The following is a 21,589-nucleotide window of genomic DNA, read 5'->3' on the forward strand; positions in this document are numbered from 1 at the left end:
GTGCCGGTCATGAGATAGCCCTGGACGTCCTCGGGCACGTTGCGGAGCCGGGTGACGTAGTCGTGGTGGACGATGCCGGTGAACACTCCGACGTCGGCGCCCTTCAACGACAGCGGGTCGATGCCCGCCCGTTCCAGCGCCTCCCACGACGTCTCCAGCAGCAGCCGCTGCTGCGGATCCATCGCCAGCGCCTCACGCGGCGAGATGCCGAACAGGCCGGCGTCGAACTGCGCGGCCTCGTGCAGGAACCCGCCCGAGCGGGTGTAGCTGGTGCCGGGGTGGCCGGGGTCCGGGTGGTACAGCCCCTCGACGTCCCAGCCGCGGTCGAGTGGGAAGCCGGACACGGCGTCCCGCTGCTCCACCACCAGCCTCCACAGCTCCTCGGGACTGTCCGCGCCGCCCGGCAGCCGCGTGCTCATCCCGACGATCGCGATCGGCTCGCCGGAGACCGCCGCCGGCGCCGCCACGGCCGGTGGTGCCGCTCGCTCGCCGATCAGCCCGGCCCGCAGGTGGGCCGCGAGGAGCGCGGGGGTCGGGTAGTCGAAGATCAGGGTGCTGGGCAGGTCCACGCCGGTGAAGTCGCGCAGCCGGTTGCGCAGCCTGACCGCGCTGAGGGAGTCGAAGCCGAGGCTCTTGAAGGACCGCTCCTCACCGAACCCGTCCGAGTCGCGGTGCCCGAGCACGACCGCGGTGCTCTCCCGGACCAGGTCCATCACGATCTGGAGCTGTTCGGTGGCCGCCAGCCCGGCCAGCCGGTCCGCCATCGCCCCGCCCGGCCCGTCGCCGCGCGCCACCGCGCGCCGGGCGAGCGGCACCGGTGGTGCGCCGGTGCCGGGCTCCTCGGCCACCGTGCCGGGCAGCGGGTGCCGGGCGCTGAGCGCCTCCGCGCCGCCCGCCGCCGTATCGGTCTCCACCCAGTACCGCCGGTGCTGGAACGCGTAGGTGGGCAGGTCGGTCCCGACCGCCGCGGCCGGCCGGCCGAGCACGGCCGCCCAGTCGACGGCCACGCCGCGCACGTGCAGTTCCGCGAGCGCGGTCATGACGTCGGTGGCCTCCGCACCGTTCCTGCGGAGGGTGGCGACGCAGCTCTGCTCCTCCGCGCCCAGCGTGCCGAGCGCCATCGCGGCGAGGACCCCGCCGGGGCCCAGTTCGAGGAACGTCGTCGCGCCCCTGTCGCGCAGCGCGGTGACGGCATCACCGAACCGCACCGCGTTCCGCGCCTGATCGACCCAGTAGTCGGGGGTGCCGAACCGGCCGTCCTCGGCGGGACGGCCGGTCAGCGTGGACACGATCGGCAGGTCGCCGGGCCGGCGCGGCAGGCCGGCCGCGACGGCGCGGAACTCGTCGAGCACGGGTGCCATGAGCGGCGAGTGGAAGGCGTGGCCGACCGGCAGCCTCCGCGTCTTACGGCCACGGCCGGCCAGCTCGCCGGCGGCGGCCAGCACCGCGTCCTCCGCCCCGGACAGCACCACCGAGTCGGGGCCGTTCACCGCCGCGACGCAGACCACACCGCCCACCTGGCCGAGCAGCGGCACCACCTCGGCCTCGGCCGCCTGGACCGCGACCATCGCGCCGCCTTCGGGCAGGCCCTGCATCAACCGGCCGCGTGCCGCGACCAACGTCGCCGCCTCGTCCAGGGCGAGCACCCCGGAGACGTGGGCGGCGGTGATCTCACCGATCGAGTGGCCCGCCAGGAGGTCCGGTCGCACGCCCCACGACTCGAACAGCCGGAACAGCGCGGTCTCCAGGGCGAACAGGGCGCCCTGTGTGTACATGGTCTGGTCGAGCAGGTCGCCGTCCGGCGCGGACACCACATCGCGCAGCGGATGTGCCGCGTACCCCCGCAGGTGCTCGTCCACGGCCGCGCACGCGGCGGCGAACGCGTCCCGGAAGACCGGGAACGTCTCGGCGAGTTCGCGGCCCATGCCGGCCCACTGGCTGCCCTGACCGGTGAAGAGAATCGCCAGCTTGCCCGGCACCGGAGTGCCGGACACGACCGAAGGGCTCGCCTCCCCGCTCTCGAAAGCGGTCAGGTCCGCACGGGCCCGGCGCCGGTCGGACGCCACGACCACGGCGCGGTCGTCGAGGTGGGCCCGCTCGGTGGCGAGCGCGTGGGCGGCGTCGGCGAGGCGCACGTCGGGCCGGTCGCCGAGGAACCGTGCGAGCCGGCCGGCCTGGCCGCGCAGTCCGGCCGGCGTCCGCCCCGACACGAGCACCGGGACGGGGACACCCGCCGGCTCCGGCGCGGGCTCCGGCGTGGGGGCCGCCGGCTCGTCGGGAGCCGCTTCCAGGATGACGTGCGCGTTGGTACCGCCGATGCCGAAGGACGACACGGCCGCCCGGCGGGGCCGGCCCGTCTCCGGCCAGTCGCGGGCCTCGGTCAGCAGCGCCACGGCGCCCGCCGACCAGTCCACCTTGGACGACGGGCGGTCCACGTGCAGCGTCCGGGGCAGCACGCCGTGCCGCATGGCCATAACCATCTTGATCACGCCCGCCGCGCCCGCCGCCGCCTGCGTGTGCCCGATGTTCGACTTCACCGACCCCAGCCACATCGGCCGGTCGGCCGGCCGGCCCTGGCCGTAGGTCGCCAGGAGCGCCTGCGCCTCGATCGGGTCGCCGAGCGTCGTGCCGGTGCCGTGTGCCTCCACGGCGTCCACGTCCGCCGCGCGCAGGCCGGCGTCGGCCAGTGCCCTGCGGATCACCCGCTGCTGCGCCGGGCCGTTCGGCGCCGTCAGCCCATTCGACGCACCGTCCTGGTTCACCGCCGACCCGCGGACCACCGCCAGCACCCGGTGGCCCCGGCGGCGGGCGTCGGACAGCCGCTCCACCAGCAGCAGCCCCACGCCCTCGGACCAGCCGGTGCCGTCGGCGCCGTCCGCGAACGCCTTGCACCGGCCGTCGGGCGCGAGCCCGCGCTGCCGGGAGAACTCCACGAAGGTCTCCACGGTGCCCATCACCATCACGCCGCCCGCCAGCGCCATGGAGCACTCGCCCCGGTTCAGCGCCTGCGCCGCCATGTGCAGCGCCACCAGCGAGGAGGAGCAGGCGGTGTCGACCGTGATGGCGGGGCCCTCGAAGCCGAAGTGGTAGGCGACGCGCCCGGAGACGACGCTGCCCGAGCCGCCGGTGAGCCGGAAGCCCTCGACGCCGGACGCCCGGTGCATCCGCATGCTGTAGTCGTGGCTGTTGACGCCGGCGAAGACGCCGACGTCCTGCCCGGCGAGCGTGGTCGGGTCGATCGCCGCCCGTTCGAACGCCTCCCAGGACGTCTCCAGCAGCAGCCGCTGCTGCGGGTCCATCGCGAGCGCCTCGTTCGGCGAGATGCCGAAGAAGGCGGCGTCGAACCCGGCGGCGTCGTCGAGGAAGGCGCCGTGCCGCACGTAGGTGGTGCCCTCGTGGTCGGGGTCGGGGTGGAAGAGCCCGCCTGTGTCCCAACCGCGGTCGGCCGGGAACTCGGTGACGGCGTCGACCCCGTCGGCCACCACCCGCCACAGGTCCTCCGGGCTGTGCACGCCGGCCGGGAAGCGGCACGCCATCGCCACGATCGCGATCGGCTCGCCGGCCGGCGCGGCGGGGCCGCCGGGGCCGGCCGGACGGTGCGCCGTGCCGCCGGCGAGCACGGCGCGCAGGTGCTCGGCGAGCGCCGACGGCTTCGGATAGTCGAAGATCATTGTCGGGGAGAGGGGGAGCCCGGTCGCGGCGGCCAGCCGGTTGCGCAGCTCCAGGGCGGTCAGCGAGTCGAACCCGGCGTCCTTGAAGGTCCGGCCGGGGTGGACGGCGTCGGCGGTGTGCCCGAGCACCTCGGCGGCGTGCCGCCGCACCAGGGCGAGTACGGCCTCGGCCTGCTCGGGGCCGGTGAGGCCGGCGAGGCGGTCCGCCAGGGGCGCGGACACGGCCGCCCGTGCCGCGGGTCGCGGCGCCGGGACGAGACCGCGCAGCAGCGGCGGGACCGGTTCGCCGGCGGCCGCGGTCGCGCGCAGGGCGAGCAGGTCGAGCTTCGCCGCCACGAACGTGCCGGAGGCGCCGAGGGCGGCGTCCAGGATGGCCATGCCTTCGGCGGTGGAGAGACCGGCCATGCCCGTCCGCTGGTTGCGCCGCAGGTCCGCGGCGCCCAGGTGCCGGGTCATGGCGCTGGCCGTCGACCAGTGGCCCCAGGCGAGCGAGACGGCCGGCAGCCCGAGACGGTGCCGCCGGCGGGCCACCGCGTCGAGCGCGGTGTTGGCCGCGGCGTAGCCGGCCTGCCCCGGGTTGCCCAGCACGCCTGCCGCCGAGGAGAACAGCACGAACGCGGCGAGGTCCAGGTCGCGGGTGAGTTCGTCCAGGTGGAGCGCCGCGTCCACCTTCGGCCGCAGCACGGTGTCGACACGTTCCGGGCTCAGCTCGGTGAGCACCCCGTCGTCGAGGACACCGGCGGTGTGCACCACGGCGGTGAGCGGGTGCTCGGCCGGGACGGCGGCCAGGACGGCCTCCAGCCGGATCCGGTCCGCCGTGTCGCAGGCGGCGATGGTGACGGACGCTCCCATGGCGGTCAGCTCGTCGTGGAGGTCCGGGGCATGGCCGCGGCGGCTGACCAGGACCAGGTGCCTGATGCCGTGCGCGGTGACGAGATGCCGGGCCGTGGCCGCGCCGAGTGTTCCGGTGCCACCGGTGATCAGCACGGTGCCACGGGGGTCGAGCGGGCGGCGGTCCCCCGCGTCCTCGGGCGAGACGCGTGCCAGGCGCGGCACCGCCGCGGCGCCGCCGCGCACCCTCAGCTGCGGTTCGCCGCTCAGCAGCACGGCGGGCAGCACGGGCCGGGAGGCGTCGTCGAGGTCGGCCAGCACTATCCGGCCCGGGTGCTCCGACTGCGCCGAGCGCACCAGGCCCCACACCGCGGCCGCGTCGAGTTCGGCGCAGTCCCCGGTGACGACGGCCAGCCGGGTGTCCGCCAGGGCCGGTTCCGCGAGCCACGCCTGGAGCAGTGCCAGCGCGGCGTTGACCGACGCGCGGGGATCCCCGGCGATGGCCTCGTACAGCAGGAAGTCGGGAGCCGCCGCGGCCGACGCGGCGACGTCCGCGCCGGTCGCGACGGGCACGATGTCGAGGGCGCGGTCCGCGGCGGGGAGCGGCAGTTCCGTCCAGTCGACACGGAACAGGGCATCGTGCGGCGACGCGCCGGCGATCCCCGCCTGTTCGGGGGAGAACGGTGTGCCGAGGACCGCGTCGACGGTCATGACGGGTCGCCCCGCGGTGTCGGTCAGCGCCAGCCCGGTCCCCCGCTCCGACGTCGCGCCCGGTCGCACGCGCAGCGCGGTGGCGCCCGATGCCAGAAGGGTCACCCCGGTCCACACGGACGGGAGCATGTCGCCGGGGACGACGGTGCGGACGGCGGCGTCGAGCAGGGCGGGGTGCATCCCGTAGCGGTCGGCGTCGCGGAGAGCGGCGCCGTCCAGGCCGACTTCGGTGGCGGCCCCGGCGCCCGGACGTGTCACCTGCGAGGCGGCGGGCGCCAGCGTGCCGTGCGCGTGGCTCGTCCATGGTGCGTCCAGAGGGGCGTCCGCGGCGCGGGAGTAGATCTCCACGGACCGCCGCCGCGCGTCGTCGGGCTCGCCGACGACGGCCTGGATGTCGCGGCCGCCTCGCTGTGGCAGCACCACGGGCGCCTCGACGGTCAGTTCGTCGAGGACGGGGGTGGCGGCCAGGTCGCCGAGCCGGACGGCCACCTCGACCAGGGCCGCGTTCGGTACCGGGACGGCATCGGCCACGAGGTGGTCCGCGAGCCAGGGCTGCGACTGCGGTGACCACCTCGACGTGGCCGTGAATCCGGCCGAGCCGGGCAGGCTGACGACCGCGCCCAGCAACGGGTGGTCAGCCGCCGCCTGTCCCAGCGACGCGGCATCCGCCGCCGGCCGGGCCGGCTGGAGCCAGTAGTGACGGTGGTCGAAGGCGTAGGTCGGCAGATCCACCCACCCGGACGCGGGCGGCAGCACCTCGGCCCAGTCGACGGTGACGCCCCGCACGAACAGCTCGGCGATCGAGGTCAGCAGCCGCCGCATACCGCCGTCGTCACGCCGCAGCGAGCCGGTCACCACCACGTCGGCGGTCCCGGTGATCTCGGTGATCGGCTGGACCAGCACCGGGTGGGCACTGATCTCCACGAACACGCCGTGCCCACGCTCGATCAGGTCCGCGACCGCGGGGCCGAAACCCACCTGGTTGCGCAGGTTCCGGTACCAGTACCCGCCGTCGACGGCACCGGCGTCCCGGATCCAGTCACCGGTGACGGTGGAGTAGAACGGCACCGCCGGCGCCAGCGCGCTGATCCCGGCCAGTGATTCGGCAAGCGTGTCGTGGACGTCTTCCACGTGCCGGGTGTGCGAGGCGTAGTCCACCGCCACCCGCCGCACCCGGACACCCTGGCCCGACAACGCCTCCAGAGCCTCGTCCAGCGCCTGCGCGTCCCCGGCGATCACCACCGAGGACGGCCCGTTGACCGCCGCGACCTCCACCCGGCCCGCCCAGGGCGTCAACCGGGCGACCGCGTCTTCTTCCGCGAGCGCGACGGAGGCCATGCCGCCGCGGCCGGACAACCGGGCCGCGATGGCCTGGCTGCGCAACGCCACCACCCGCGCCGCGTCCTCCAGCGACAACGCACCGGCCGCACACGCCGCCGCGATCTCACCCTGGGAATGGCCCACCACGGCGTCGGGCCGCACACCCACCGACGACCACACCGCCGCGAGACCGACCATGACCGCGAAGGTGGCGGGCTGCAGCACGTCGACCCGGTCCATCAGCTCGGGCTCGGCGTCGCCGCGCAACACGTCCACCAGGGACCAGTCGACCCACCGGTCCAACGCGGCGGCGCACTCCGCGATCCGTTCGGCGAACACCGGGGACGAGCCGAGCAGTTCCCGGCCCATCCCGGCCCACTGCGTCCCCTGGCCCGGGAACACCCACACCAGCTTGCCCGGCACGTCCGCACCGCCCGCGACGAGACCGGGCGCGGGCTCACCGCGCGCCAGGGCGCCCAGGCCGGTCAGCGCCTCCTCGCGGGAACCCGCCACCACGACGGCCCGCTCGTCCATCACCGCCCGGCGCGCCACCAGCGCCCCGGCCACATCCGCCGGCGGGGTCTCACCGGAATCCCCGATGGACGCCGCCAGCCGACCGGCCTGTCCCGCCAGCGACCCGGCGCTCCGCGCCGACACCACCAGCGGCACCACACCCGCCGGCGCCACACCCGCCGGCGCCACACCCGCGGGCGCCGCCTCTTCGGCGGCCGGCTCCTCGGGCGCCTCCTCCAGGATCACATGCGCGTTCGTGCCGCTGACCCCGAACGAGGACACACCGGCCCGGCGCGGACGGCCGTTCCGGGGCCACTCACGGGCCTCCGTCAGCAACTCCACGGCGCCCGCGGACCAATCCACCTCGGTCGTGGGCCCGTCCACGTGCAGCGTCGCCGGAAGTACGCCGTGCCGCAGCGCCTGCACCATCTTGATCACACCGGCCACACCGGCCGCGGCCTGCGCGTGCCCGATGTTCGACTTCAGCGACCCCAGCCACAACGGCTTCCCGGGGTCCCGCTGCCCATAGGTGGCGAGCAGCGCCCGCGCCTCGATCGGATCGCCCAGCGGTGTCCCCGTTCCGTGCGCCTCCACCGCGTCCACATCGGACGGCGCCAGGCCCGCGGCGCCGAGTGCCCTGCGGATCACCCGCTGCTGCGACAGACCGTTCGGCGCCGTCAGGCCGTTGGACGCGCCGTCCTGGTTCACCGCGCTGCCGCGCAACACCGCCAAGATCCGGTGCCCGCGCTCCCGCGCCACCGACAGCCGCTCCAGCACGACCACGCCCGCGCCCTCGGCCCAGCCGGTCCCGTCGGCCGTCGCCGAAAACGCCTTGCACCGACCGTCGGGGGCAAGAGCCCGCTGCCGGGAGAACTCCACGAAGGTGCCGGGTGTCGCCATGACCGTCGCGCCGCCGGCCAGCGCCATCGAGCACTCGCCCTGCCGCAGCGCCTGCGCGGCGAGGTGAATGGCCACCAGCGACGACGAGCACGCCGTGTCCACCGTGACCGCCGGGCCCTCGAAACCGAACACGTAGGACACCCGGCCCGACGCCACGCTCGACGCCGACCCGGTGGTCGCGAAACCTTCCAGTTCCGGCGCGACCACGCCGCCCCCGTAGCCGTGACCGAACACGCCGGAGAACACCCCGACCTCGGTTCCCTTCAACGAGAGCGGGTCGATGCCGGATCGTTCCAGCGCTTCCCAGGAGGTCTCCAGCAGCAACCGCTGCTGCGGGTCCATCGCCAGCGCCTCACGCGGCGAGATACCGAAGAACCCCGCGTCGAACAGCCCGGCCCCGCGCAGGAAGCCGCCCTGACGCGTGTACGAGGTGCCCGCGCGATCGGGATCGGGGTCGAACAGGCCCTCCAGGTCCCAGCCCCGGTCGTCGGGGAACCCGGAGACGGCGTCGACCCCGCCGGCCACCAGCTTCCACAGGTCCTCCGGTCCCGCCACCCCGCCGGGCAGCCGGCAGGCCATGCCCACGATCGCGATCGGTTCGCCGGGGTCGGCCGCCGTGACCGGCCCGGTCACCGATCCGGTGACACCGAGGACCTCGGTCCGCAGGCAGGACGCCAGCGCCGCCGGAGTGGGGTGGTCGAAGACGGCGGTGGTGGGCAGCCGCAGCCCGGTGCTCTCCGTCAGCCGGTCGCGCAGTTCGACGACGGCCATCGAGCTGAAGCCCAGGTCGTGGAAGGCGCGGTCGGCCGGGACCGCCTCGGGTCCCGGCTGCCGCAGCACAACGGCGGCCTGCGTGCGGACCAGGTCTTCCAGCAGTGTCCGCTGCGCGCGCTCCTCCAGACCGGCCAGCCGGTCACGCAGGGCCGCCGTGACGGCCGCGTCCGGCCTGCTCTGCCGGGACGGCGTCCCGGCCAGGGCTTTGAGGATCGCGGGAACGGGGGTGCCCGGGGCCGGTGTACCCGCCCTCAGGGCCAGCAGCGGCGAGCGGTCCGTCGTGACGGCGAGGTCGAGCGCGGCGAGCAGGTCGCTCAGCCGGCCGGTGGCGCGGGGCCAGCCGAGGAAGGAGGCCGGCAGGTTCCGCAGCCGGCGGTTCCGCACCACCGCTTCGGACAGGACGCCGTTGACGGCCGCATGGTGGTCGCCGGGTGACCCCAGCAGCCCCGCGGCATCGGACACCACGACGAAGGTGGAAGGCCCGTCGCCGGCGGTCATCTCATCCAGGTGCAGGGCCAGTCCGGGATCGTCGGCGGCGTGCACCACCGCGGTCACCGGGAGCCGCGGGCCGGCCAACGCGGCCCGCAGCGGCTCCGGGTCCCGGCCGTCCGCGGTCACCCAGGCGGCGTCCGCCCCGGTGAAGGCGGGTTCGGTGCCGGGCGGACCGACGAGGACCAGGTGCGCCGCGTTGTGGACCGTGGCCAGCCGGCGTGCGATCGCCGCGCCGTGCCCGGTGTCCGCTCCGGTGACCACCACCGTGCCGGCGGCACCCGGCCACGACTCCGCCCGCGGCGCGCCGGTGACGGGCAGGCGGGTCAGCCGGGGCGCCAGCAGTGCCCCCGACCGCACCGCGACCTGCGGCTCGTTCGACGCGATCGCGGCCATCAGGGTGCCGGGGCCCGGTTCGGCGCCGCCGTCGAGATCGAGGACGGTGAGCGGAGCGTCCGGGAAGGACCGGGCGACGGCCCAGAGCGGAGCGTCGGCCAGGTTCTGGGCGCCGTCCGTCGCGGTGGCCGCGACCGCGGCGCGGGTGAGGACGACCAGCCGGGAAGCCGCCGGTTCCGGCCGCGCCGCCGAGGCGCGCACGTGCTCCGCCAGGAGACGGGCGTTGTCGCGTCCCGCGGCGACCGGGTCGTGCGCGGGTCCGGGCGGCCGGACCAGGACCGTCACGTCCGCAACCGCCTCGGCCCCGGCCGCCGCCGCCAGGTCCGGGTACTGCCGTACCTCGGCGCCGCCCGCGCGCAGCGCGGTGACGAGTCCGGCCGCGGAACCGACCACCGCCCAGCTCCGGACCGGGGGCGCGGGGTCCGCCGGTGCCGTCACCGGAACCCAATCCACGGTCATCAGCGCGTCGTGGTGCCCGCTCGCCGCGTACCGCAGCCGGCTCGGCCGGTCCGCCAGGAGACGCCGCTGGACCTTGCCCGACGTGGTCCGGGGGATGCTCGCGACCTCGTGGACCTGCTCGGGCGCCTTGTAGGCGGAGAGTTCCTCGCGGCACCGGGTCATCAGGGCCTGGACGTCGAACCCGGAGGGGCCGGGGATCACATACGCGACCGGCACTTCGCCGAGCATGTCGTGCGGCGCACCGGCCACCGCCACATCGGCGACGCCCGGGACCGTGCGCAGGACCGCCTCCACCTCCGTGGGGTGGATGTTCTCCCCACCGCGGATGATGAGCTCGTTGATCCGGCCGCGAATGGTGAAGTAGCCGGCGTCGTCGCACCGGGCCAGGTCGCCGGTCCGGTACCAGCCGTCCCGCAGCGCCGCGGCGGTCGCCTCCGGGCTGTTGTGGTAGCCGACCATCACGTTCGGCCCGCTGACCCAGACCTCCCCCTCCTCGCCGGCGGGAACGTCGAGCCCGGTGCCCGGATCGACGACGCGCACCCCGACACCCGGCACGGGCAGGCCGCAGGACCCGTCGACCCGGGCACCGTCCGGCGGGTTCATGGTGATGGCCCCGCACGTCTCGGTGCTGCCATAGGCATCGACCAGCGGGACCCCGAAGGTCTCCTCGAACTCCCGGCGCAGCCCGGGCCCGGTGACCGCTCCCCCGACCAGGCCGATCCGCAGGCGGGGCGCGGAGAAACCGTTCCGCCGGGCGGCCGCCACCAGGCGGTGGTACGTCGTGGGAACACCGGCCAGGAAGGTCGGCTCGTCCTCGCGGAGCGCCCTGATCACGTCCTCCGCTGAACTCCCGTCCATGATCCGGGCGGTGGCGCCGACCACGGTGACGGAGAGGACGCACGCGATGTGCGAGAGGCTGTGGAACAGCGGGAGAGGCCAGAGCACCCGGTCCCGGTCCGTCAGCCCCGGAATCGGCACATAGCTGGAGGCGACGGACCAGAGGCAGTTGCGCTGCGTCGACAGGACGCCCTTGGGCCGGCCGGTCGTCCCCGACGTGTAGAACATCCAGGCCACGTCGTCGAGGCCGAGGTCGTCCCTGGCCGGCGTGTCCGGCTCACCGGCGGCGAGTTCGTCGTAGGAGTGGGCTCCCACCCGCACCGGGGCATCGCCCGTCACCACCAGCGTGAGGTGCGGCGCGGGCTGGAGCCGCTCCGCCTGCGCGGCATCGGTGATGACCACCGTGGCGCCGCTGTCGGCCAGCAGGTACTCCAGCTCGGCACGGGCCGAGGCGGGGTTGAGCGGCACCCCGACACCGCCCGCGCGCACGATCGCGAGATAAGCCTCTACGGTGGACACCGTGTTGCCCAGGCAGATGGCCACCCGGTCTCCGTGCCGGACGCCGAGGCCCGCCAGATGCCCGGCCAGCCTGCGCGTCCGCGCCTCCAGGTCCGCATAGGTGACCGCCCGCCGGTCGTCCGCGAAAGCCACCTTGCCGGGAAAGCGGGCCGCGTTCTCCTGGAGTACGGCAGGCAGCGGCTTGATGAGGTCGGTGCGCACTATGCCGCGGATCCTTTCGGGGACTCGGTGGGGAGAGCGCTCACCACGAGACGGGCAGGTTCTTCACCGCGAAGACGGATCCTCTGAGCAGCAGCGGCACCGCATCGGCCGCGACGGCCAGCCGGAGGCCGGGGAACGCGCGGAAGAGAGCCGACAGCCCGGCGCGCAGCTCGATGCGCGCCAGGTTCTGGCCGAGGCACTGGTGGACACCGAAGCCGAACGCCACGTGGCCCGAGGTGTCGCGAGCGATGTCCAGCCTGTCGGGGCACTCGAACTTGGCCGGGTCACGGTTGGCCGCGGGCAGCGACACCGTGACGCTGTCCCCCTTTTTGATCACCTCACCGTCCAGTTCGAGGTCCTCCAACGCGGTGCGGTAGGTGTGGTACTGGTTGACGGTGAGGTAGCGGAGTAGTTCCTCGACCGCGGCGTTGAGTTTCGCCGGGTCCGCGCGGAGCGCCGCCAGCTGGTCCGCGTGGTGCAGCAGCGCGAAGACACCCACGGCCAGCGCGCTCTCCGTGGTCTCGTAGCCCGCGAACAGCAGAAGGGTGACGATGTTGCGCAGCTCTTCGGTGGTCAGTTGCCCGTCGGCGGCGAGGCGGCTGACGAGGTCGTCCTCAGGTTGCTTCCGCCTCCTCTCGATGACCTCGTCGAAGAAGGCGCCTGCCTGCTCGTAAGCGGCGGCGGCCTCTTCCGGGGACGCGTCCGGGTCGTGCAGGAGAGCCACTGCGTGTACGTACCGGTCACGTTCGGCGTAGGGCAGGCCGACCATCTCGGACAGCACCCTCAGGACGAGCGGTTTGGCGAAGGTCGCCACCAGATCCACCGGAGCCCCGTGCTCACGCATGACGCCGATCTGCTCGGCGGCCACGGCCTCGACGCGCGATGTCAGCCGGCTCGCCCGGCGGACGGTGAACTCACCCGCCAGCAGACGGCGGTACCGGGTGTGATCGGGCGGGTCCATATGGATGAACATCCCGGGAATCTTCGGATGGGTCGGTATCACCTCCCCCTGGTGCGTCACCGGAAAATGACCGATTTCGCAGCTGTGGCTGAACCGCGGGTCACTGAGGACCTCGCGCACCAACGCGTAGCTGGAGACGATCCAGCCCACGTGTCCGTCCGGGTAAACCATCCTCGCGAGGGGGCGTTCTTCGCGCAGCGAAGCGAATACCGAAGGAGGGTCGAACTTGTCGGTCCGCGCCCACGGCACCTCGAAGGAAATGGCGTCGTTCATGGAATCCTTCTCACTCGGGACAACGGGCGGGCGGGCGAAGGGAATCACTCGGCGATCTTCGTGCGATTCGTCCAGTGGAAGACCGCGACCTCGCATCCGTCTATCGTCTGGTATTCCCCGTCGTGAACGAAATGCTCGTACCCGGCTCGGTAGCAGATCTTGAGCGTTCGGCCCAACTCCGCCACCGGGACCCTGCGGTCCACCGTAGCCAGCTCGACCGGACCGCCGCTCAGCATGATTTTCACTTGCGCGACACTCACCATGATCCTCAACTCTCGCCGGGCCATTCCGCCCGGTGCACAGGCGCGGCATGACCATTCCGGAATAGTTGGCTTCACATGCAGGAGATACGATCAGCCGGTTTGCGAATCGCTTATTCATAAACCAGGCTAGACGAGCCGCGACTACCCGGCATCCCTCAGGCTGGTAGGACTAAGACCGAGCCGGGATCATCATCAGATATCGACGGGACGGCTGGTGCGCGCCGATTTTCGGGCCGCCTGGATGACCCGCAGCGCACGCACCCCGGCTGCACCATCCGGGCCTACTTCGTGCCCATTACCGACCGCGGCGATGAACTCATTGAGCATGACCGAATACAGGTCGGCCCCGCCCGGTTCCCACCGTTCACCGGCGGTGGCGGAGTCGAATCCGCCGAGCAGCCGCGGGCAGGAATTGAACTCCGCACTCGCCCGCTCGCCGATGAAGGTCATGGTCGGTCCGCCCGCTGCCGGCCGGCTCGCTGACGGGCTCCAGCTGCAGTCGATGGCCGCGACCACCCCGCTCGGATAACGCACGGTGACCAGTGCCGCGCTCGCAACGCCCGGCTCCGCGCCAAGGACGCCGTTGGACTGTGCGTACACCTGCTCCGCCGGCTCCCCGCCGAGCACCGCGTCCACCATGTCCAGCAGGAACGCCGCGTTGGCGTCCAGCGCGCCGTCCGCCGCCGCCTCCCCGGTCGCCGGCGGGGAACCCGGCCGGGCCCGCCCCGGGTTGTTGCAGGCCCCGTGGATGGTCGTCAGCCTGCCGATGACATCACCGGCGGCGATCGCTTCGCGCACAGCGGTGAACGCCGGGCTGAAGCAGACCGGGGACGCCGCGGTCAGCCGCACCCCCGCATCCGCACAGGCGCCCGCCATCGCCTGAGCGTCCGCTTCCGTGGCCGCCAGCGGCGGCTCGCACAACACCTGTGCCCCGACCTGGGCCGCCCGCTCGGCCAACTCCCGCCGGCGGGCGATCTCGCTGGTGACCACCACGGCCTGGAGACCTGGCGCGAACACCTCGTCCCAGCCGCCCGCATATGCCGCGCCGAGCCGCCGGGCCACGGCCTGGCCCCGCGCCGGATCATCCGGCGAACCATCGGGGTCGGCAATGACCACCTCCACCCCGGGCATGTCGCGCAGCAACCGAGCGTAGGTCGCGGCACGCTCGTGGGCGAACGACAACACGGCGACCTTCATGCGGCCCCGCCTTTCTGAAGGTGTCCCGAGGGTCCCGTGCGAGCGGGACCACCGGGTGGTGCGGGTGAGGCAGGGACGGAACTCATGCCGGCTGCCCTCGATGGCTCAGGAGGCCGGCCTCCTCGACCGGCAACTCCACCGCACGCCCCGTCCATGCGGACTCCGCCGCGGCCTGGGTGATGCGCACGGCGGCCAGCGCGTCCCGGGGCCCCAGACGCGGCTCGGGGCCACCCGAAAACGCCTGAGCGAACTCCCGGATCTCGGAGACGAACGGCAATTCCCCCACGTATCCGAATCTCCCGATGCTCCCGGCCGCGTCACCGGTGACCTGGACCTCCTGAGGCCACTCAGAGTCATGGCGCACCGTCCCGCCCGTACCCGAGACATGAAAGGCGATGCGAACGGGCGGGTGCGGCGTCGCCGTCCATCGGCTCACGATCTGACTGAGCGCACCGGTGGCATGCGTGAGAAGGGCGGTCCCGACCGCGACGGTCCCCTCCGGGGCCGGTGCGGCGATTTCCCCCTGGTAATAGGCGTGCACCCGCACCACATCCCCGAAGATCCAATAAGCAAGGTCAACGCCGTGCAGCATCTGATCGGTCAGAATTCCGCCCGACCGCGCGGACATATGCCCCGTCCAGGGCCGCGGATGATAACCGCTCACGGCGAACCGGGCGACCGCGCCCGCACCCAGCCGACCCGCCGCCACCAACTCGTGAAGCCGGGCGAACGCCGGGCCGTAACGCACATCATGGGCCGGATAAAGCCGCACACCAGCCCGCTCCGCGGCGGCAACGATCTCCTCGGCCTCCGCGACGCTCGCGGCCAGCGGCTTCTCACACACCACCCCCGCACCCGCGGCAATGGCGGCCATGGCTATTTCATGATGACTGTTCGTCGGGGTGCAGATATCCACCGCATCCGCGCCGTCCAGCGCCTCATCCAGAGAACCGACGGCCTTAACACCGAACTCATGCGCCAGATCCGCAGCCCGGCCATCATCGGAGTACACCCGAACGGACGCCCCGGCACCGATCCACGCCTCCACATGCAAACGCGCTATCAGTCCCGCACCGATCAGCGCCACCTCAAGCCGCCGCATGGCACTCCACCCCTCCCCAGACCCGCAAAGCACGCAGGCTCTTGAACATTTCCTCACCTACTACGACTGTGAATAGCCGACAGGGAGTGTCAGTCCCGGCATGGCCGCCGACGCCCTACACGTCCGAAGCCTGATCAGTTTCACCCGCACCGCTCGTCGCTGCCATCACTAACATGGGTAATCTCCGCCAGGTGCTGAGCCTGGTGCGCCTCGGGTCACGTCCATGGCGGTGCTGGACGAGATCCGGCAGGTCACAGGATGTCTTCATGAACGCGCGGCGGACGGGTGCAACCGGGGTGCGGGCTTCGGGATAGAGGAGGGTGTCAGCACCCCCTGGTCACGGAGAACGCGCTCCATGAAGAGACGCCCATGGGCACTGTGAGTCATGCCGGCGAAGAGCCGGACGATTCGAGGATCGTCGCCGGCCCCTCCTCCTCCGGCGACGGCCGCTGCGATCCCTGCGCACCGTCGTTCTCGGTCATCGCCGGGCTCCTCAGCGCCCGGAAGCCCGGAGTCGCGCGGTGCTGGACGCCCCCTGACCGTTCCTGGAGGCGTCTCCCCCATCACCCGTCAGGAACATCCGGAACAGGCTGCGGCGGTACAGGTCTCCAGCGACCTGCTTCTCGTCCGGTTCCAGATCCGCGGCGGTGTGAACCCGATGGCCCTGTTCCGCGACTGTGCAGAGGACGGGAGGACGACATGAACGATGAGTTGCTGGTGGTTCGCTGCCAGCTCGGAGAGCGGGAGGCCTTCACCGAATTGGTGGGCCTCTGGCACGTCCCAGTGTGGACGTTCGTCCGGCGGATGCTGGATGCCGAGCGAGCGGACGACGTGGTCCAGGAAATCTGGGTGGCGGTGCTTCGCAGCCTGCCCCGGCTGGCCGATCCCAGCCGGTTCGCGCCATGGCTGTTCACCATCGCCCGGCGTACCGTGCTGGACCGCCTCCGCCGCGAGTACACGGTCACCGAAACACCCGGCGGGGCCACTGAGACGCCCACCGAGGATCTGGCCGAGGAAGTCGCGGACCGGACCGACCTGATCGCCGCACTGGCGAGCCTGCCGACGCTGGAGCGGGAGATTCTCATCCTGTTCTACCTGGAGGATCTGTCGATCGCGGACTGCGCGCAGATCTGCGAGGTCCCGGCCGGCACGGTCAAGTCCCGCCTGTATCGCGCGCGCCGCCTGCTGCGCGAGCACCTAGCCGAGAAGGGATGTCAGCCATGAACGACGAACCGCGCATGTCCGCGGAGGAGATGCTGGAGCGACTGGCCCCGATGCTGTCGCGCAGGCGGCGGCTGCGCGGCATCGGGGCGTTGCTGGCCGGGCTGACCGGAGCGGTCTTCACCACGGTGTTGTGGGTCACCGAGCCGGGATCGCTTCCAGACCGCACCCGGCTGTCGTTCGCTCTGCTCATCCTGGTGTGCCTGGCCTGGACCGGCTACGGCATCTGGTTGACCGCACGGCGCGCCCCGCTGTTCGCACTGGACCGGGTGGTCGGCGCGTGGCTCGGCCTGACCGCCGCGCTGCTCACCGGAACCATCACGATCACGCTGGCAGCCGTCCGGGAACGGGGCCTGATCACCGCCCTGGTGGTGAGCGCGATCATCGTCGCCGTCGCCGTGCTGCTCACCGTCCGGGCCCACTCGCACCGCGCCGCCCTGCTGCGCCGGAAGGCGGAGCTCACCGGATCCGGCCCGCGATAACGGCGACCCGGCATCCGCACTCCCCGCCGCCCCTCCGAGACCTTGTGGCGACGCCGCCTCGAAACAGCCGGAAACGCACCGCAAGGGGCCCGTTCCACGTGGAACGGGCCCCTTGCGGTGCGCGGCGGGTCAGGCGAACGCCTTGCACTCCACCACGGCGCGTCGCTCGGTCATGCCCTGCTGGACCGACGAGGTCACGCACGCGCGCTGCTTCTCGTTGAGCTGCGGCTGACCGCACTCGGTGGCGCTTGAGTAGGTGCGGCAGTCCCGGCGCGTGTTCTGCTCGTGGGACGGCTGGGCGGCGGTGGCGCTGCCGACTCCGGCGATACCCACGAACCCGGCGATCAGCGCACCGGTCATGACCCTCTTCATCTGCTCTCTCCCCCGTCGCGTACTTGGGCAACGAGGATGTTCCTCCCCGGGCACGGAAGCATAAAAACACCCCCAAAGGTCAAGAAATCGGGCACATGTCCGGGTCAAGCCACCGCCGAGGATCCCGGCCTCCCCGATGGACCGGTCCCGGCTCCGCAGACGCGGAAGGCCGCCCCCGCGAACGCGGGAGGCGGCCTTCTGCGTGCCCTGCGGCCTTACCGGTTGTACTGGCCGAAGTCGTACTCCTCCAGCGGGACGGCTTCGCCGGAGCCCTGCCCGAAGGCGTACTCGGCGCCCTCGTCGTAGGAGCCGACGGAGTACACCGCCGCCTTCGCCTCCTCGGTCGGCTCGACCCGGACGTTGCGGTACTGCGGCATGCCGGTACCGGCCGGGATGAGCTTACCGATGATGACGTTCTCCTTGAGGCCGAGCAGCGGGTCGCTCTTGGCGTGCATCGCGGCCTCGGTGAGCACCCGGGTCGTCTCCTGGAAGGACGCCGCCGACAGCCACGACTCGGTCGCGAGCGAGGCCTTGGTGATGCCCATCAGGACGGGGCGGCCGGCGGCGGGGGTGCCGCCCTCGGCCACGACGTTCCGGTTCGTCTCCTCGAAGATCGGACGCTCCACCAGGTCGCCCGGCAGCAGCTCGGTGTCGCCCGACTCGAGGATGTTCACCCGCTTCAGCATCTGGCGGACGATGATCTCGATGTGCTTGTCGTGGATCGACACACCCTGCGACCGGTACACCTCCTGCACCTCCTGCACGAGGTGGAGCTGCACGGCGCGGGGACCGAGGATGCGCAGCACCTCGTGCGGGTTGATCGCACCCGCGATGAGCTGCTGGCCGACGTCGACGTGCTCGCCCTCCTTGACCAGGAGCCGCGAGCGCATCGGCACCGAGTAGGCGATCTCGTCGGAGCCGTCGTCCGGGACGATGACGACCTTGCGGGCCTTCTCCGTCTCGTCGATCTTCGCCCGGCCGGCGACCTCGCTGATCGGGGCCACACCCTTGGGGATGCGGGCCTCGAACAGCTCGGTGACACGCGGCAGACCGTGCGTGATGTCACCGCCGGCGACACCGCCGGTGTGGAAGGTCCGCATGGTCAGCTGGGTGCCGGGCTCGCCGATGGACTGCGCGGCGATGATCCCGACGGCCTCGCCGACGTCCACCCGGTTGCCGGTGGCCAGCGAGCGGCCGTAGCAGGCGGCGCAGACACCGATCTTGGCCTCGCAGACCAGGGCGCTGCGAGTGCGGACGGTCTCCACCCCGGCCTCGACGAGCCGCGTCACGACCGCGTCCGACAGGTCGGTACCGGCCGGGAAGATGACCGTGCCGTCCACGACGACGTCCTCGGCGATGGTGCGGCCGATCAGCGAGGTCTCGCTCGTGGCCGGCTTGACCAGCGTGCCGTCCGCCAGCTTCTCGGCGACCTCGAACGGGATCGTGCGGTCGGTGCCGCAGTCGGTCTCGCGGACGATGACGTCCTGCGCGACGTCCACCAGGCGCCGGGTCAGGTAGCCCGAGTCGGCGGTGCGCAGCGCGGTGTCGGCGAGACCCTTGCGGGCGCCGTGCGTCGAGATGAAGTACTCGACGACCGACAGGCCCTCGCGGAACGACGACTTGATCGGACGCGGGATGGTCTCGCCCTTCGGGTTGGAGACCAGGCCGCGCATACCGGCGATCTGGCGGAGCTGCAGCGGGTTGCCGCGGGCACCCGACTGGATCATCATCCAGATCGGGTTGGCCTTCGGGAACGCCTTCTCCATGTCCACCGCGACGTCCGCGGTGGCCTTGTTCCAGATCTCGATGAGCTCCTGCTTGCGCTCATCGTCGGTGATCAGGCCGCGGTTGAACTCCCGCTGCACCTTCTCGGCGCGCTGCTCGTAGCCGCCCAGGATCTCCTGCTTGTTCGGCGGCGTGATGACGTCGTCGATCGCGATCGTGACCCCGGACCTGGTCGCCCAGTGGAACCCGGTGCTCTTCAGCGCGTCGAGCGCGTTGGCGACGGCGACCTTCGGGTACGTCTCCGCCAGCTCGTTGACGATCGCCGAGAGCTGCTTCTTGCCGATCTCGTCGTCGACGAACGGGAAGTCGTCCGGCAGCGCCTCGTTGAACATGGCGCGGCCGAGCGTGGTCTCCAGCCGGTACGGCTGACCGGGCTCGTAGCCCTCGGGCGCCTTCCAGCCGCGCGGCGGCGGGATGTCCTTCAGCCGGACCTGGATCTTGGCCTGCAGGTCCAGCTCACCGCGGTCGTAGGCCATGATCGCCTCGGCGACCGAACCGAACGCGCGGCCCTCGCCGGTGGCGCCGTCCTTCTGCGTCGTCAGCCAGTACAGGCCGATGACCATGTCCTGGGTGGGCATGGTGACGGGCTTGCCGTCCGACGGCTTCAGGATGTTGTTGGTCGACAGCATCAGGATCCGCGCCTCGGCCTGCGCCTCGGCGGACAGCGGCAGGTGCACCGCCATCTGGTCGCCGTCGAAGTCCGCGTTGAACGCGGTGCAGACGAGCGGGTGGATCTGGATGGCCTTGCCCTCGACCAGCTGCGGCTCGAACGCCTGGATGCCGAGCCGGTGCAGGGTCGGCGCGCGGTTCAGCAGCACCGGGTGCTCGGTGATGACCTCTTCCAGCACGTCCCACACGACCGGGCGGGCCCGCTCGACCATCCGCTTGGCGGACTTGATGTTCTGCGCGTGGTTGAGGTCGACCAGCCGCTTCATGACGAACGGCTTGAACAGCTCCAGCGCCATCTGCTTGGGCAGGCCGCACTGGTGCAGCTTCAGCTGCGGGCCGACGACGATGACCGAACGGCCGGAGTAGTCGACGCGCTTGCCGAGCAGGTTCTGCCGGAACCGGCCCTGCTTGCCCTTGAGCATGTCGGACAGCGACTTCAGCGGACGGTTGCCGGGCCCGGTGACCGGGCGGCCGCGGCGGCCGTTGTCGAACAGCGCGTCGACGGCCTCCTGCAGCATCCGCTTCTCGTTGTTGACGATGATCTCGGGCGCGCCCAGGTCGAGCAGGCGCTTGAGCCGGTTGTTCCGGTTGATGACCCGGCGGTACAGGTCGTTCAGGTCGGACGTGGCGAACCGGCCGCCGTCCAGCTGGACCATCGGACGCAGGTCCGGCGGGATGACGGGGATGCAGTCCAGCACCATGCCGAGCGGGCTGTTGCGGGTGTTGAGGAACGCCGAGACGACCTTCAGCCGCTTCAGGGCGCGGGCCTTCTTCTGGCCCTTGCCGGTGCGGATGATGTCGCGCAGCTTCTCGGCCTCGGCCTCGAGGTCGAAGTTCTGCAGCCGCGCCTGGATGGCCGCGGCGCCCATGCCGCCCTCGAAGTACTTGCCGAACCGGTCGCGCATCTCGCGGTAGAGCAGCTCGTCGCCCTCCAGGTCCTGGACCTTGAGGTTCTTGAAGCGGCTCCACACCTCGTCGAGACGGTCGAGCTCGCGCTGCGCGCGGTCGCGCAGCTGCTTCATCTCCCGCTCGGCGCCGTCGCGCACCTTGCGCTTCTGGTCGGCCTTCGCGCCGGCCTCCTCCAGCTCCGCGAGGTCGGCCTCCAGCTTCTGCTGGCGGGCCTCGACCTGCGCGTCGCGGGCCTGCTCGATCTGCTGGCGCTCCACCGAGATGTGCGCCTCCAGCGTGGGCAGGTCGCGGTCACGCCGCTCCGCGTCCACGCTGGTGATCATGTAGGCCGCGAAGTAGATGATCTTTTCGAGATCCTTCGGGGCCAGGTCCAGCAGGTAGCCGAGGCGCGACGGGACGCCCTTGAAGTACCAGATGTGCGTGACCGGCGCGGCCAGCTCGATGTGGCCCATCCGCTCGCGGCGCACCTTGGCACGGGTCACCTCGACGCCGCAGCGCTCACAGATGATGCCCTTGAAGCGGACGCGCTTGTACTTGCCGCAGTAGCACTCCCAGTCCCGGGTGGGGCCGAAGATCTTCTCGCAGAAGAGCCCGTCCTTCTCCGGCTTGAGGGTCCGGTAGTTGATCGTCTCCGGCTTCTTCACCTCGCCGTGCGACCACTGGCGGATGTCGTCGGCGGTCGCCAGACCGATGCGAAGCTCGTCGAAGAAGTTGACGTCAAGCAACTGTTTTCC

Annotated in this window: 9 protein-coding genes; 2 read left to right on the plus strand and 7 right to left on the minus strand. The window is 72.2% G+C overall.

The features are described from left to right. The 5 genes from AF1_RS36200 to AF1_RS08530 all read right to left on the minus strand — a co-directional run. Positions 1 to 11,621, minus strand: an 11,621-nt coding sequence (locus tag AF1_RS36200; RefSeq protein ID WP_255218790.1) for a type I polyketide synthase, incomplete at its 3' end; no start/stop codon positions are given. A 40-nt stretch (positions 11,622 to 11,661) separates the two neighbouring features. Beyond that, a complete protein-coding gene (locus AF1_RS08515) occupies positions 11,662 to 12,855 on the minus strand; it encodes a cytochrome P450 (RefSeq protein WP_067794733.1) in 1,194 nt (397 codons plus the stop codon). A 44-nt stretch (positions 12,856 to 12,899) separates the two neighbouring features. Continuing rightward, on the minus strand, positions 12,900 to 13,118 hold the full coding sequence (locus AF1_RS08520) for a DUF5988 family protein (RefSeq protein ID WP_067794853.1): 219 nt from the start codon (positions 13,116 to 13,118) through the stop codon (positions 12,900 to 12,902). 192 nt (positions 13,119 to 13,310) lie between these two features. Beyond that, positions 13,311 to 14,315: a Gfo/Idh/MocA family protein gene (locus AF1_RS08525; RefSeq protein ID WP_067794736.1), complete on the minus strand. Its 1,005-nt coding sequence runs from the start codon at positions 14,313 to 14,315 to the stop codon at positions 13,311 to 13,313. Positions 14,316 to 14,397: 82 nt separating this feature from the next. Then, positions 14,398 to 15,417, minus strand: a complete 1,020-nt coding sequence (locus AF1_RS08530; protein ID WP_067794739.1) for a Gfo/Idh/MocA family protein — start codon at positions 15,415 to 15,417, stop codon at positions 14,398 to 14,400. Between the two features lie 699 nt (positions 15,418 to 16,116). Here AF1_RS08530 and AF1_RS08535 point away from each other — a divergent pair. Together AF1_RS08535 and AF1_RS08540 are read left to right on the plus strand one after the other, a co-directional pair. After that, positions 16,117 to 16,641 (plus strand): RNA polymerase sigma factor, encoded by a 525-nt coding sequence (locus AF1_RS08535; RefSeq protein WP_067794742.1) that lies wholly within the window; start codon positions 16,117 to 16,119, stop codon positions 16,639 to 16,641. Next, positions 16,638 to 17,120, plus strand: coding sequence for a hypothetical protein (locus AF1_RS08540; protein WP_067794745.1), 483 nt, complete (start codon positions 16,638 to 16,640; stop codon positions 17,118 to 17,120). The genes AF1_RS08535 and AF1_RS08540 overlap by 4 nt, the downstream gene beginning before the upstream one ends. 129 nt (positions 17,121 to 17,249) lie before the next feature. On the opposite strand, the gene AF1_RS08545 is transcribed toward AF1_RS08540, so the two are convergent. After that, positions 17,250 to 17,492 carry a hypothetical protein gene (locus AF1_RS08545; protein WP_067794748.1) on the minus strand — a complete coding sequence of 81 codons (243 nt, stop codon included), beginning with the start codon at positions 17,490 to 17,492 and terminating at the stop codon, positions 17,250 to 17,252. 215 nt (positions 17,493 to 17,707) lie between these two features. Beyond that, positions 17,708 to 21,580, minus strand: a complete 3,873-nt coding sequence (locus tag AF1_RS08550; protein ID WP_067794751.1) for a DNA-directed RNA polymerase subunit beta' — start codon at positions 21,578 to 21,580, stop codon at positions 17,708 to 17,710. Between the last annotated feature and the right edge of the window lie 9 nt (positions 21,581 to 21,589).

Origin of the sequence: Actinomadura formosensis NBRC 14204 (assembly GCF_001552155.1) — a bacterium.
Classification (GTDB): Bacteria; Actinomycetota; Actinomycetes; order Streptosporangiales; family Streptosporangiaceae; genus Spirillospora; species Spirillospora formosensis.